We start from the raw sequence: 12,295 nt of genomic DNA, 5'->3' as shown, positions 1-12,295 counted from the left end.
GCAGAGGATTACTCGCGCGCGATGCCGGGGATACTAGCGCACACGCCTGAGCTATTCGGCGAGATGACTCCAGACCGAGTCGAACCAGGCCTGCCAGGTGTCGACGAAGACGGTGCCCGGTGAGTTCGGGTCGGTGTCCTTCACATGGTGGGTGAGCGGTGCGCCGAACCCCAGGACGTCGAGAAGGTCGACCTTCTCACCGGGGACGAACGTGGCTTCACGCTCGATCACCTGATAGGGCGCCACCAGCGCGTCGGTGCCGTTGAGAAGGTAGATCTTGCAGGTCGGGGTCAGTGGGGCCCGGCGGATCTCGAGCTCCGGCGTCGGCACGAGGGCTTCCAGCCCTCTGAACAACTCATGTACCGAGGACGTCGACCGCCGGGTGATGCCGTGCAGCCGCTCGTTCGGACGGGGGTCGTCCGGGTCGTCCTTGACCCGCGGGTAGGGCACGCCGATGTCCTCGGAGGGCAGGATCAGCCGCAGGGAGATGCGCTCGGGCCGAATGGCGCCGCTGTGGATCCGCTCCGCCTGCACCCGCAGGTGCGCGTCCAGCGATTCCGAGGTCAACGAGTAGACGTCCAGGGTGACTTCGTCTCGTTCGAAGGCCTCGGCGAGCAGTGGACCCAGCGTCACTCCGCCCCGCAGCCGGCCTCCGCTGACCGCCAAGGGCTGGATCCGCGGCACTCTGACCACCCGGGACCCGCTGCCCTGCCGGGACTCGATCCAGCCCTGCTCGGCCAGCTCCCGCAGCACCCGCTGGACCGTGTCCCGGGAGACATCGAACTCCTCCGCGAGATCCCGCTGGGACGGCAGGAACGCACGCAGCGGATACATCCCGTCGGCTATACGGGCCCGTACTTCGTCGGAGACACGCTGGAACGCCCTGCCACCGGCGTAACTGCTCCGCTGTTCACCCACACGGCGACCGTACCGCCGTCAGTCAACCAGTCCAATGGGAACGGGAGTTGGAGGCTTCGGGGCGGCTGACGGCTCAGGACCGTTCCCTGACCACTCTCAGCACCGTCTCCAGCGAGTTCACCACCATCGTCGCCCCCGCCCCCCGCAGCAGCTTCTCCTTGTGTTCGTTACGCGCGTAGCCGAGGAACGGGACGCCGGCGGCTCGGGCGGACAGGAAGTCGGAAGGGGCGTCGCCTATCATCAGGGCGGTCCCGGGGGCGGAGCCTGTCGCGGAGAGGGCGCGGTGGAGGCAGTGGGGATGGGGCTTGAGGAGGTGGAGGTCCTGGGTGCGGCCGTAGATGTGGGGGGCGAAACAGGAGGTCAGGTCGCGGCCTGTGAGGTACTTGGCCACCACTCGGGGGGAGTTGTTGGTCGTGATGGCCAGGCGTAGGCCCAGGGCGGTCAGGGTGCGTATCACGGGGTCCGCCCACGCCGTGGGCATCGCCGAGGAGGCGGCCCGCAGTTCCTCCTGGGTGAGACGTTCCTCCAGCTCCGCGACCAGGTCGCTGCCGGGGCGCAGGCGGTCCACAGCGCGCAGGACGACCTGCGGGTCCAGCGACTCCCGCTCGGACTCCGTCAGCAGGTGGTGCAGGCCCCGCCCTTCGAGCCACTCCACCAGCCCATCGGCCACGTCCTCCGCCGAGTGGCCGGCGAAGAGCCGGCAGATGGGGCCGTCGAAGTCCCACAGGACGACCCTCGTACGCGCGATCAGCTCCCGCAGATCCGCGGTTCCGTTTCCCTGGGTGTTGTCGGTGTCGGCTGCCACCTGTTCAGTCTGCGTCGTATCAGAAGTCACTAGGAGAGTGTCAGGTCCGTCGTGATGGTTTCCCAGAGGGCGTCGAACCACTTCTGGGATTCCTCCACGAAGGCGGCATCGCGCTGGCCTGCGGCCTTGTCGAAGGAGAAGAGGAGAGACTCGGTGCCCATCACGTCGTACATGTCGAGCAGCACTCCGCTGTCCGTCGACTCCTCGCGCCGCTCGACCATGTAGTACGCCATCAGGGCTTCCCTGCCGTTGAGCAGGTACAGCTTCACGGGCGGGGTGAACGGCAGGGCCCGGAAGGTGATGTCCACGTCGATGCCGTGGGAGCGCAGGGTCTGGAGGTTGTGGCGCAGGACGTGGCCCTGGGCGTTGCGCATGGCCAGCCAGCGCTGGTGGACCGGGTCGTCGTCGCCGCGGCCCTCGACCGGGACGGGGAAGGCGAGGTTGATGCGGCGGGAGGGCAGGAGGATCCGGACTTCGATCTTCCGAGGGTGGATCTCGCCCGCGTGGATGAGGCGCATGGGCTCGCCCAGGGCGGGGATCAGGCTCTCGGCCGTGAGGCAGGCGGCGTCGATGCGGACGTGCGGGGCGGAGAAGGCCTCGGCGAGGCGAGGGGCCAGGGCGACCATCGTGGGCTGGGGCTCGTCGTGACCGGGCGCGGGCGGTTCGGCGATGCGCGGCGGGCTGCCCTTGCTGACGTTGGTGAGGAGTCCGTCGAGCTGGAGTTCCCGCAGGGCCTGGCGTACGGCGCCGCGCTCCACCCCGAACTCGTCGGCGAGTTCGGCCTGCGTGGGCAGGCGGTCGCCCGCCTTGAGGTCACCGACACGAATGCGCTCGCGCAGGGCGTCGGCGATCTCCTGGGGCGACCTTCTGCTGCCGTTCACTGCCACGTTCTCCGCCACGTTCTCCTGGGTCACGACCAAACGCTACAACTTAGATCCATCTATGGGGAGTTGCTTGAAAGTTGTTTAGTAGTTGGGACCAAATGGGGACAACTTAATTAGAGTTGGTTGCCAACTCGATCGAGTTGGCGAATGGTTCGCCTCCCGCTCCACCCCGACGATCCTCCGAAGGGGGGAACGCCATGCCTGTCCTCGCCCTCGTCTCCGCCGCCATCGTCGTCGGCGTCGAGCAGACCATCCAGTGGAAGTACGGCACCACCGGCGCCGTGGGACTGCTGCTGCTCACCATCGGCATCAAGGTCAGGAGCCCGGCCATCAGCTCGGTCGGTGCCGTGGTCCTCGCCCTCGTGGCCACCGGACCCGCCGTCAGCTCGTGAGCAGCAGCTCCGAGCTGATCGTCTCCCAGAGTGCGTCGAACCACAGCTGGGACTGTTCCACGAACGCCGAGTCGCGCGGCCCGGCCCCCTGTTCGAAGGCGAACAGCACCGACCGCGTGCCCTCGGCGTCGTACATCTCCAGGTGCTCCTGGTCGATCATCTGTTCGCGGCGCCGCACGGTGTAGTACGCGAACAGCGCCTCCGTGCCGTTGAGGAGATACAGCTTCACGGGCGGGGTGAACGGCAGCGCGCGGAAGGTGACATCGACATCGATGCCGTGCGTGGAGCTCAGCGTCTGCAGGTTGTGCTTCAGCACCTGGCCCTGCGCGTTGCGGTGGGCGAGCCAGTGACGCTGGAGCCGCTCGGTGGCCGAGGTGTCCACCGCCGCCGGGAAGGCCAGGTCGATGTTCCGGGAGGGCAGCAGGACCCGGACGTCGATCTTGGCCGGTTTCAGCCGTCCGGCGTGGATCTGGCGCAGCGGTTCGCCGATCGCGGCCGTGAGGGAGACCGCGGTGAGGCACAGGGCGTCGACCTGTACGTGGTCGGCCGCGAAGGCCTCGGTCATCCGCGGCGGGAGGCCCACCATGGACGGCTGCGGGGTCGCCTCCGGACCGATCAGCGGGCCGGCCGCGCCCGACGGCGGGGCGACCGTGGCGGGGCTTCCCTTGGAGACGTTGGTGAGCAGGTGCTCCGATTGCAGGATGCGCAGCGCCTGGCGTACGGCACCCCGCTCCACCCCGAACTCGTCCGCCAACTTCGCCTGCGTGGGCATGCGTTCGCCCGGCCGCAGCACTCCGGTTCTGATCCGGGTACGCAGTTCGTCGGCCACCTCGCGGTGCGAGGGCTGGGGCCGCCCCGCTCTCCCCCGTCCGTTGACGGGGGCATGTTCCGGCTCCACGGGGGAACAGTACAACTTCCCGCCATCTTGTGGCAGTTCAAAGAGAGATGGTTATAAGACGCTTCCAAGCGGACATAAGTACAGTGAAGTTGGCTGCCAACTTCAACAACATGGTCAAACTTCCAGACGGTTGGCCGGTCGGACTCCCTTCCGGAGGGGAGCCGGGAGCCCGAGAGGTCGGCACCGAAGCACAGTCACAACTTCAGATCGCCGCACAGCCACAACCGAACATCGCGCGCACAGTCACAACTGAACAGCTACGGATACACAGCACAGAGACACCAACACGGATACGCAGACACGGATACACGGACAGGAGGCTCAGAACAGGTCCGGGCACCACGGTCGCCCGGGCGTACGCAGCAGGGCGTCGGCCCCCCGGGCGGCGCCCGCTCGTTCTTCCCGGAGCCGGCCCAGCGCCGCGAGCCGCACCGCCGACTCGTCGCCGAGCCACAGGGACGCCAGCTCGGCCACGTCCAGCGTGAGGTCGGCCTCGCGGCCCGTCGGCGTACAGGAGGCACCGTCGGGGGACGCGTCCAGCAGGAAGCGGCCCCCGGCCAGGCCGGCCCCGTCGACCACCTCCAGGACCAGGGTGCCCGCCGTGTCGTACGTACGCGCCTCCAGAGCCCGTACGACGTCCAGGAGCCGTACCCACAGCCAGTCCGCCTGCGTGGTGATGCTCGCCGCGCGAGGGTCCGGCAGGAGGAGGGGGAGCAGGTCGTCCGGGGAGCGCCAGCCCGACCTCACCCGGGTGATCCAGTCGATCGAGCACAGGTAGTGCCACAGGGCGCGGGACGCGGCCGGGGTCACCGAGAGCAGCCAGTTCACCGAGGCCGTGTTCCGCGGCTGCTTGGCGTCGGTCCAGTTGTCGTCCGCCCGGTACGCGACCAGTCCCTCGACCTCGCCGTCCGCCGCGCGGTACACGGCGTAGAACGGCTCGGTCCAGCTCGCCTCGCCCTCCAGGTGGATCACGCCGGTGTTCATGTCCCACCAGTGCTCGTGACGGCTGACGGCGCCCGGCTGGATGCGGCGCAGACGCTCGTGCAGCGCGGGGCCGAGCTTGCGGACCTCCTCGCCGTCGATCAGGTCGACACGGCCGCCTGCCAGGGGGACCGGGTGGCGGGGGTCGAGGCCGGCCCTCGCGACGTCGATCGTCCACTCGGTCATGGTGGTGGCGGGGCCGAAGCCGTGGCGGCCGTAGATGCGGTACTCGGCGGCGATCAGGGTCGCGGCGACGTCCCCTCGCTCCTTCGCCGCCGTGAGGTCGTCGGACATCAGGCGGGTGAGGAGGCCTCGGCGGCGGTGGGTGGGGAGGACGGTGACGTTGGAGATGCCGTCGGCGGGGACGGGGGTGCCGCCCGGGGTGGTGAGTTCCTGGGGGAAGGAGCGGAAGGTGGCGACGCAGGTGTCCCTGTCGAAGGCACCGGTCAGGCGGGAGTGGCCGAGGGTGGCTCTGCGGGTGGCGACGGACTCTTCGGTGACGGCTGGGGGGCGGAGGAAGCCTGTGTTCATGGCGCGCAGCCAGGCGGGGAGTTCTTGGTCGGTTACGGTGCGGACGTCCATGGGGTCACGGTAGGCAGCGTGGGGGCGGGCGTCGCCACCTTTTTCGCCCCCGCCGCCCTTACCCTTCCCATCCCCCAGGGGCTCGCCCCTTCGACCCCCCTGGGGGCTGCGCCCCCAGACCCCGCTTCGGCCCTGAACGGGCCTCGTCCTCAAACGCCGGACGGGCTGGGTGGGGCGCCCTGTCGGGTGCCCTTGTTCCCGACCGAGTCGGGTGGTCGGTGGGCGGAGGGCGGGGGTCTGGGGGCGGCAGCCCCCAGGAGGCCGGTGCCCTTGTTCCCGACCGAGTCGGGTGGTGGGTGGGCACAGGCCGGGGGTCTGGGGGCGGAGCCCCCAGGGGGGCGGCCGGGTCAGACCAGGAGGTCGTCGATCTGGGCCTCGCCCTCCCGGTAGCGGCGGGTGATTTCGGCCCCGCAGTCGTCCGCCGTGCGCTGAAGGTGCTGACGGTGGCGGGAGATCTGAGATTCGTAGCCGACAAGGCGGGCCATCGCCGTATGGAGCTCGGGGTCGGTGCGGGCGCCGAGGTCGGAGAGTTCGACGTCGGCGAGCATGTCGGCGGCGAGACGGCCGTACTCCTCGCTGTGCGGTGTGCCCAGGGTGACATGGCGGGCCGAGGAGCGATGGCGGGCCGGGGCGTCGGTGAGGATCTCCGGGAGCCGCTCGACGACCGAGGCCGCGCCCGTCGGGGAGCGGCGGGCCAGCTCCGCGCGGAGGATGTCGATACGGCCCTGCAGCAGCCGGCGTACGTAGCTGAGGTCCGCCTCGTCGCGCTGGGCGCCCTGGCGCAGGGTGCGCAGTTCGGGCAGGCTCAGCCGGACCAGGTCGGGCTCCGGCGGATCCACGGGCGGCCCGGGGCTGTCGCCGCGCTGGAAGGGCGGCCGGTGTGCCGTCGGCCGCTCGGTACTCGGTGTGCTCATGTCCCTCTACCGTCCCCTCGACCGGCGTGTGGTGGAAAGCATCGTGCCACCCCAAGTCGACGCGATGTTACCGAGTCCCCCCGAACGGCCCAGACAGGGCCTAAAGGATCAAAGTGGGCCCTTTGCGGGGCGGTGCGGGGCACCCGGCATGATGGTCCGCATGCGAGCTGTGGTGCAGAGGGTGGACGGCGCGAGTGTGGTCGTCGACGGGGAGACGGTCGGGGAGATCACCGGCGAGGGGCTGTGCGTGCTGGTCGGGGTGACGCATGACGACACCAAGGAGAAGGCCGCCCAGCTCGCCCGCAAGCTGTGGTCCGTGCGGATGCTGCACGACGAGAAGTCGTGCAGTGACGTCGACGCCCCGTTGTTGGTCATCAGCCAGTTCACCCTGTACGGGGACGCGCGGAAAGGGCGGCGGCCCACGTGGAACGCCGCCGCCCCCGGGCCCGTCGCCGAGCCCCTCGTCGAGGAGGTCGTGGCGCAGTTGCGGGGGCTCGGGGCCACCGTGGCGACGGGGCGGTTCGGGGCGCGGATGCGTGTCTCGCTGACGAACGACGGCCCCTTCACCGTCCTCGTCGAGGTCTAGGGCATGAACCGCCGGACAGGCCCTAGGGTTCGACCACTGTCTCCTGGGCCGCCGCCGTCGTGCCCGCCATCAGGGGGGCGTCCACCGGGACGTTCCGCTTGACCAGGGCCAGGGCCACCGGGCCCAGTTCGTGGTGGCGTACGGAGGTGGTGATGAAGCCGATCCTGCGGCCGTCGGGGGCCTCGTCGGCGACGCGGAGTTCGGTGCCGTGGGCCGGGAGGTGGACCTCGCTGCCGTCGAGGTGGAGGAAGACCAGGCGGCGCGGCGGCTTGCCCAGGTTCTGGACGCGGGCGACCGTCTCCTGGCCGCGGTAGCAGCCCTTCTGCAGGTGTACCGCCGTACCGATCCAGCCCAGCTCGTGCGGGATGGTGCGGTGGTCGGTCTCGAAGCCGACGCGGGGGCGGTGCTGCTCGACGCGCAGCGCCTCGTGGGCGAGGATCCCGGCCGGGGGGCCCGCCTTCTCCGTGTACGACTCCAGGTCCGCCCGCGGGAGGAAGAGGTCACGGCCGTACGGGGTCTCGCGTACGACGACACCGTCCGGCACCTCCGTGATGGAGCCGGCGGGGAGGTGGACGACGGCGGTGTCGGCGGTGCGGTCGGCGACCTCGACCCGGTAGAAGAACTTCATCGACTCCAGGTAGGCGAGCAGCTCGTCCTGGGTGCCGGGTTCGATGTGGGCCCAGGTGGTCGTGCCGTCGTCGACCAGGTAGAGCGCGTGTTCGATGTGGCCGTGGGCCGAGAGGATCAGGGCCTCGGTGGCCTGGCCGACCGGGAGTTCGCTGACGTGCTGGGTGAGCAGGAGGTGCAGCCAGCTCAGGCGGTCCTCACCGGTGACGGTGACGACTCCGCGGTGCGAGAGGTCGACGAATCCGGTGCCGTCGGCGAGGGCGCGCTGCTCGCGGAACAGGTCGCCGTAGTGGGCGGCGACACCTTCGTCCACCCCCTCGGCGGGGACGGCGCCGGGCAGGGACAGCAGAGGGCTCTTCATACGCCAAGCCTACGACTCGGTAATTGAACTCTTGGCAGTCGAACGTGCGTCCGTCGCGGCCTTCAGCGTGCAGTCCTTGCAGCGGCCGAAGATCGCGAAGTGCTTCATGTCCGTCTCGAAGCCGAACGTCTCCCGCAGCTTGGCCGTGAACTCGGCCGCCACCTTCACGTCCGCCTCGATGACGTTCTCGCAGTCCCGGCAGACCAGGTGGATGTGGTGGTGCCGGTCGGCGAGATGGTACGTCGGCGCGCCGTGCCCGAGATGGGCGTGGCTGACCAGGCCCAGCTCCTCCAGGAGCTCCAGGGTCCGGTAGACCGTGGAAATGTTGACCCCCGACGCCGTCTTCTTCACTTCCGTGAGGATGTCGTCGGGGGTCGCGTGCTCAAGGGTGTCCACGGCTTCCAGCACGAGTTGCCGCTGCGGCGTCAGCCGGTAGCCGCGCTGCCTGAGGTCGCTCTTCCAGTCGGTGCTCACCACACTGGAAGTCTAGAACTACTTGAAGAAGGCGATCCCGTCGTCCGGCATGTCGTCGGGGAGGGCCTTGGCCCAGCGCTCGACGTCCTCCGGGGTGACGACCTTCTTCAGGTGGGCCGACATGTAGGGGCGCAGTTCCACCTCGGGGGTCTGCTTCTCGCCCACCCACATCAGGTCGCTCTTGACGTAGCCGTAGAGCCGCTTGCCGCCGCTGTAGGGACGGGAGGCTGCCGTACGGGCGACGGCGTCCGTGACCAGGTCGATCTGCGGCTTCTTCTCGGCCATCGCGCCGTACCAGATCTCGATGACGCCGTCGTCGCGGGTCATCGTCACCTCGACCTTGCGGGAGCCGTCGATCCGCCAGAAGCCGTGCTCCGACTCCAGCGGGCGGATCTTGTTGCCGTCCTTGTCGAGCACCCAGGTGTGGGAGTGGTACTCCAGGAAGTCCCGCCCGTCGTGCGTGAAGGTGACCTCCTGGCCGAAGTTGCACTTCTCGTCGCCGGGGAAGTCGTGCACGCCCGCGCCGGCCCAGTTGCCGAGCAGGAAGGCGAGCGGGACCAGGTCCTTGTGGAGGTCGGACGGGATCTCGATCATCTCTGGGATTCCTAGCTAGGGCCTGTCCGGCGGATCAGGTCGTGGGAAAAGGACGGCGCCTTGTCAGCGCAGGTGAGCGGGGGCGATGGGGGTGCCCCCGCGCGAGGTCGTTCGAGCGTGGGGGAGCGTCCAGCTGCAAGGCGGAGGAGGGCGTCGATGCGGAGCATCGGCAACCGACGACAACGCCGCTGTACCCCCTCTGGGGGAGGGCGTGCCAGACCCCGCGTCCGCGGCCTGATCCGCCGGACAGGCCCTAGGGGTCAGCGCTGGCCCTGGTACAGCTTCTTCACGGCCAGGAAGGCGAAGGCGAGGACGCCGACGCAGACCAGGGCCAGCAGGGTTTCGAAGAAGATCTCCACGGGTGCTCCTCGGATGAGCGTGGTTGGTTCCGTACGTACACAAGGCCGGTCCCCAGCTTACGCGGCCGGGGACCGGCCCTCCGTGGGAGGTGGGCCCCTACAGGGTCACTCGAGCAGCTGGCTCTGCAGGACCACCGTCTGCTGGAAGGGGACCGCGGGCATGGTGCCCTTCCCGGCCTGCACGATCATCGCCATCACGTCACCCGCGCTCAGGTAGGCGAGACGGACCTGCTCGGCGCCGTACGGCTTCGTCTCGGCGTACGGCGTCAGCGTGACGTTCTTCGACTGCGCGGCCAGCGGGAAGTCCTCGTCCCGCTCGTAGGCGTCCGCGCCGCGCACCGGGTAGACCGGGGCGTCATAGCTGGTGAAGTCGTCGCCGAAGATCTGCTCGGTGACGGCCACCGAGCCGAATCTGAGCAGGTAGACGCGGGTGCTGGTGCCGTCGGGGGTGGTCCAGCCGCGGGCCGCGACATGACGCAGGCCGACGTCGACGAGCTTGTCCTCGATGTCACCCCGGCGGGTGTCCTCGAACTCCTTCAGGAAGTCCTCGGTCTTCAGCCAGCCGTCGGAGCCGGCCAGCGCCTTGTCCTCCTTCGCACCCTCCGGGGCGGGCAGGACGAGGGCACGCAGGTCGGCGTAGTGGGCGCCCGAGTGGTTCGCCCTGGCGAAGGGAGCGGGGCTGCCGGAGGGGAGGGGCGGCTTGGTGAGCGCGGGGTACGCCCAGCGGCCGTCCGACTCCGTCTCCAGACCTGGTACGTCCGTGCGGTCCATCCTCGTGATGCCGTACGCCGTCGACGCGCCGACCGCCGCGAAGACGGTCACCGCGGCTGCCCAGCGCAGGGCGGTACGCAGCCGGGGGCGCCGCGTCTTGGGGGTGCCCCCGGCTGCCGCCTCGGCTGCGCCATCGGCGAATGTGTTCCCACCCGCACCACCCGTGCGGGTCTCGTCGTCGGGTGCGGGTGGCCCCAGTGGTGCGTCCCCGCCGTCGGCGACCGCGGCCACATACGGCTCCGCCGCCGGCTTCTCCGGCACGGTCGGCTCTGGCCCTGTCGACTCCGGGACGGTCGACTCCGGGACGGTCGGCTCCGGCGCGGTCGGCTCCGGCGCGATCGGCTCGGGCGCGATCGGCTCGGGCGCGGTCGGCTCCGGCGCGGTCGGCTCGGGCGCGATCGGCTCCGTCGGCGGTTCCTCCGTGGCGGGGGGCTTCAGCGGGGCCGTGGGGGTCTGCTCGTCGGTCATACCGCCTCCCCCGGTTCCGCGATGCGGTCGAGTTGTTCGCGGAGGAACAAGGCGACTCCCTTGGTGTCGAGTGGTTTGACGGCCTCGGCGGTCAGGCTGACCAGGACCTCGCCCACGTACGCGGAACAGAACATGCCTTCGAGGTCGGAGTCGTCGTCCTTGGGCGGCAGGAAACACTTCGCGTTCTTGTGGCCCTTGATCGCCGGGCCCTTGCGGAAGACGTCGAGCGCGTCGAGGAACTCGCCCTGGAAGGTCGCGATGTCGCGCACCGCCGCCTTGTTGTCCATCTGGGACAACGTGACGTTGACGCTGTAGACCCCGTCGTTCACATCGAGGGCGCTGGTCTCCTCGCTGAGGTAGCTGCGCATCGCCATGCCCTTGATGCGCTGCTTGTCGATCCGCTGCTCCAGCCGCTTGCGCTGCGAGCGCGGCAGATCCTTCAGCGCCTCCTTGCGCAGGGCGGCGGCCCGCTCCCCGCTGAGCTGGGCGTCGGCGCCGAACTCACCGATGTCCGGTCCCCGGGTGAATCCGTCGGTGCCGTACGGGACCAGCATCGCGGCGAGTCCGCTGCGGCTCGTCTCCGGTTCCTCCGGCTGATCCGCGACCGGGGTCTCCTTCGGGAACTTCCAGACCGGCGCCCCGGCGTCCCGGTCGGCGTCCCGCACGGTGACGAACGTGAAGCCGACCCCCGCGACCAGGGCCCCTGCGAGCACCAGGGAACCCGCGACGGCCGCGGTACGGCGACGGCGCCTGCGCCGCGCGGCGGGGTCGAGGGGCGGCACGACCGGTGCCGGCTCGGGGCCGGCCGCCTCCACCGGTCCCACCGAGCCGGCCGACCCGGCCGACCCTGCTCCCCCGGCCTCGTACCCCTGCTCCTGCTCCTGCTCGCTCACAGCCGCTCCATCTGCCGCTCGGCCAGGTCCATGATCTTCTTCTTGGAGACCTCCTTGGACCCGTAGACCCAGATCTCCATGGCGACGTCACCGCGCCAGGCGTGCGCCTCCGCGCTGTAGAGCGGCAGGTATCCGGCCTCGGTCTCCGGCTTGTGGTGGACGTACGCCATGCCCGTGCCGGTACCGGCGATCGGCCAGCTGTCGGTGGAGCCCTCCTTCTCCGCCCAGTACTGACCGTTGTCGCAGTAGTCGGCGGCCGCGACCGTCTCCTCCTGCCGGAACTGCACCAGCCGCAGCTCCACGGTGTACGAGCTGCCCTCCTCCCAGCCGGTCACGGCGACCCGGCGGAACTCGTTGCCGACGAGCTCGCCGAAGACCTCCTCCGGCTTCTCGTAGGAGTCGGCGTAGGCGGACAGGTCCATCCAGCCGTCCATGCCCTCCAGCCAGGTGGCGTCCTTGGTGCCCTTCGGCTTCGTCAGCAGCAGTTTGCGCAGGTCACCGTCGGTCTTCACCTGACGGTCCCGCGCCGCCGACAGCGGCTCGGGCGCGGGGCCCTTCGCCTGCGGCATCGTCGGCTGCGAGAGCGAGGGCAGCTTCGTCGGCCGCCGGTCGGCCTGGACCAGATACCCGGCGCAGGTCCCGGCCACCAGGCCGAGCACCACGGCACCGGCGATCAGCAGGGTCGTACGCCCTCGCCGCCGAACCGGAACCTCGGGCACCGCATGACTTTCGGGCACCGCATGACTTTCGGGCACCGCATGACTTTCGGGCACCGCATCGTTTTCGGG

At 69.9% G+C, this 12,295-nt stretch carries 14 protein-coding genes; 2 read left to right on the top strand and 12 right to left on the bottom strand.

The features are described from left to right. Nucleotides 1–51 precede the first annotated feature (51 nt). The 3 genes from ACLZN2_RS00385 to ACLZN2_RS00375 form a co-directional block, all read right to left on the bottom strand. On the bottom strand, nucleotides 52–918 hold the full coding sequence (locus ACLZN2_RS00385) for a GntR family transcriptional regulator (RefSeq protein WP_416976261.1): 867 nt from the start codon (nucleotides 916–918) through the stop codon (nucleotides 52–54). Between the two features lie 73 nt (nucleotides 919–991). Beyond that, nucleotides 992–1,804, bottom strand: coding sequence for an HAD family hydrolase (locus ACLZN2_RS00380; protein WP_416976260.1), 813 nt, complete (start codon nucleotides 1,802–1,804; stop codon nucleotides 992–994). Beyond that, complete coding sequence (locus ACLZN2_RS00375; RefSeq protein ID WP_416976259.1) at nucleotides 1,753–2,643, bottom strand: winged helix-turn-helix domain-containing protein; 891 nt, start codon at nucleotides 2,641–2,643, stop codon at nucleotides 1,753–1,755. The genes ACLZN2_RS00380 and ACLZN2_RS00375 overlap by 52 nt, the downstream gene beginning before the upstream one ends. 161 nt (nucleotides 2,644–2,804) lie before the next feature. Between ACLZN2_RS00375 and ACLZN2_RS00370 the strand changes: the two genes are divergently transcribed. Further along, nucleotides 2,805–2,999: a hypothetical protein gene (locus ACLZN2_RS00370; protein ID WP_416976258.1), complete on the top strand. Its 195-nt coding sequence runs from the start codon at nucleotides 2,805–2,807 to the stop codon at nucleotides 2,997–2,999. On the opposite strand, the gene ACLZN2_RS00365 is transcribed toward ACLZN2_RS00370, so the two are convergent. The 3 genes from ACLZN2_RS00365 to ACLZN2_RS00355 all read right to left on the bottom strand — a co-directional run bounded on the left by ACLZN2_RS00365 (nucleotide 2,989) and on the right by ACLZN2_RS00355 (nucleotide 6,374). Then, nucleotides 2,989–3,897 (bottom strand): winged helix-turn-helix domain-containing protein, encoded by a 909-nt coding sequence (locus ACLZN2_RS00365; RefSeq protein WP_416976257.1) that lies wholly within the window; start codon nucleotides 3,895–3,897, stop codon nucleotides 2,989–2,991. The genes ACLZN2_RS00370 and ACLZN2_RS00365 overlap by 11 nt on opposite strands. Before the next feature lie 321 nt (nucleotides 3,898–4,218). Then, the gene (locus ACLZN2_RS00360) at nucleotides 4,219–5,460 is read right to left on the bottom strand and encodes a GNAT family N-acetyltransferase (RefSeq protein ID WP_416976256.1); all 1,242 of its coding nucleotides are present in this window, start codon (nucleotides 5,458–5,460) and stop codon (nucleotides 4,219–4,221) included. Between the two features lie 347 nt (nucleotides 5,461–5,807). Further along, entirely contained in the window at nucleotides 5,808–6,374 is a 567-nt protein-coding gene (locus ACLZN2_RS00355; RefSeq protein WP_416976255.1) for an aerial mycelium formation protein, read from the bottom strand. 160 nt (nucleotides 6,375–6,534) lie between these two features. On the opposite strand from ACLZN2_RS00355, the gene dtd reads away from it, so the two are divergent. Further along, nucleotides 6,535–6,960 (top strand): D-aminoacyl-tRNA deacylase, encoded by a 426-nt coding sequence (dtd, locus tag ACLZN2_RS00350; RefSeq protein WP_416976254.1) that lies wholly within the window; start codon nucleotides 6,535–6,537, stop codon nucleotides 6,958–6,960. Nucleotides 6,961–6,982: 22 nt separating this feature from the next. Here the strand turns inward: dtd and ACLZN2_RS00345 are convergent, their stop codons facing one another. The 6 genes from ACLZN2_RS00345 to ACLZN2_RS00320 all read right to left on the bottom strand — a co-directional run bounded on the left by ACLZN2_RS00345 (nucleotide 6,983) and on the right by ACLZN2_RS00320 (nucleotide 12,226). Beyond that, on the bottom strand, nucleotides 6,983–7,948 hold the full coding sequence (locus ACLZN2_RS00345; RefSeq protein ID WP_416976253.1) for a YgfZ/GcvT domain-containing protein: 966 nt from the start codon (nucleotides 7,946–7,948) through the stop codon (nucleotides 6,983–6,985). A 9-nt stretch (nucleotides 7,949–7,957) separates the two neighbouring features. Continuing rightward, nucleotides 7,958–8,425, bottom strand: a complete 468-nt coding sequence (locus ACLZN2_RS00340; protein ID WP_416976252.1) for a Fur family transcriptional regulator — start codon at nucleotides 8,423–8,425, stop codon at nucleotides 7,958–7,960. Nucleotides 8,426–8,440: 15 nt separating this feature from the next. Further along, nucleotides 8,441–9,016, bottom strand: a complete 576-nt coding sequence (locus ACLZN2_RS00335) for an FABP family protein (RefSeq protein ID WP_416976251.1) — start codon at nucleotides 9,014–9,016, stop codon at nucleotides 8,441–8,443. Between the two features lie 464 nt (nucleotides 9,017–9,480). Further along, entirely contained in the window at nucleotides 9,481–10,614 is a 1,134-nt protein-coding gene (locus ACLZN2_RS00330; RefSeq protein WP_416976250.1) for a hypothetical protein, read from the bottom strand. After that, nucleotides 10,611–11,507, bottom strand: a complete 897-nt coding sequence (locus ACLZN2_RS00325; protein WP_416976249.1) for a hypothetical protein — start codon at nucleotides 11,505–11,507, stop codon at nucleotides 10,611–10,613. Before ACLZN2_RS00325 ends, ACLZN2_RS00330 begins: the two co-directional genes overlap by 4 nt. Continuing rightward, nucleotides 11,504–12,226: a hypothetical protein gene (locus tag ACLZN2_RS00320; RefSeq protein WP_416976248.1), complete on the bottom strand. Its 723-nt coding sequence runs from the start codon at nucleotides 12,224–12,226 to the stop codon at nucleotides 11,504–11,506. Before ACLZN2_RS00320 ends, ACLZN2_RS00325 begins: the two co-directional genes overlap by 4 nt. Nucleotides 12,227–12,295: the final 69 nt, after the last annotated feature.

It is taken from the genome of Streptomyces sp. T028 (assembly GCF_048159505.1).
In the GTDB taxonomy this organism is placed as follows: domain Bacteria; phylum Actinomycetota; class Actinomycetes; order Streptomycetales; family Streptomycetaceae; genus Streptomyces.
This window is presented reverse-complemented; position numbering and strand designations above follow the sequence as displayed.

Bases quoted from the DNA above. Each gene is read 5' to 3' on its own strand.
- ACLZN2_RS00370 (WP_416976258.1), top strand. From the start codon at position 2,805: ATGCCTGTCCTCGCCCTCGTCTCCGCCGCCATCGTCGTCGGCGTCGAG.
- ACLZN2_RS00360 (WP_416976256.1), bottom strand. From the start codon at position 5,460: ATGGACGTCCGCACCGTAACCGACCAAGAACTCCCCGCCTGGCTGCGC.
- ACLZN2_RS00355 (WP_416976255.1), bottom strand. From the start codon at position 6,374: ATGAGCACACCGAGTACCGAGCGGCCGACGGCACACCGGCCGCCCTTC.
- dtd (WP_416976254.1), top strand. From the start codon at position 6,535: ATGCGAGCTGTGGTGCAGAGGGTGGACGGCGCGAGTGTGGTCGTCGAC.
- ACLZN2_RS00345 (WP_416976253.1), bottom strand. From the start codon at position 7,948: ATGAAGAGCCCTCTGCTGTCCCTGCCCGGCGCCGTCCCCGCCGAGGGG.
- ACLZN2_RS00335 (WP_416976251.1), bottom strand. From the start codon at position 9,016: ATGATCGAGATCCCGTCCGACCTCCACAAGGACCTGGTCCCGCTCGCC.
- ACLZN2_RS00330 (WP_416976250.1), bottom strand. From the start codon at position 10,614: ATGACCGACGAGCAGACCCCCACGGCCCCGCTGAAGCCCCCCGCCACG.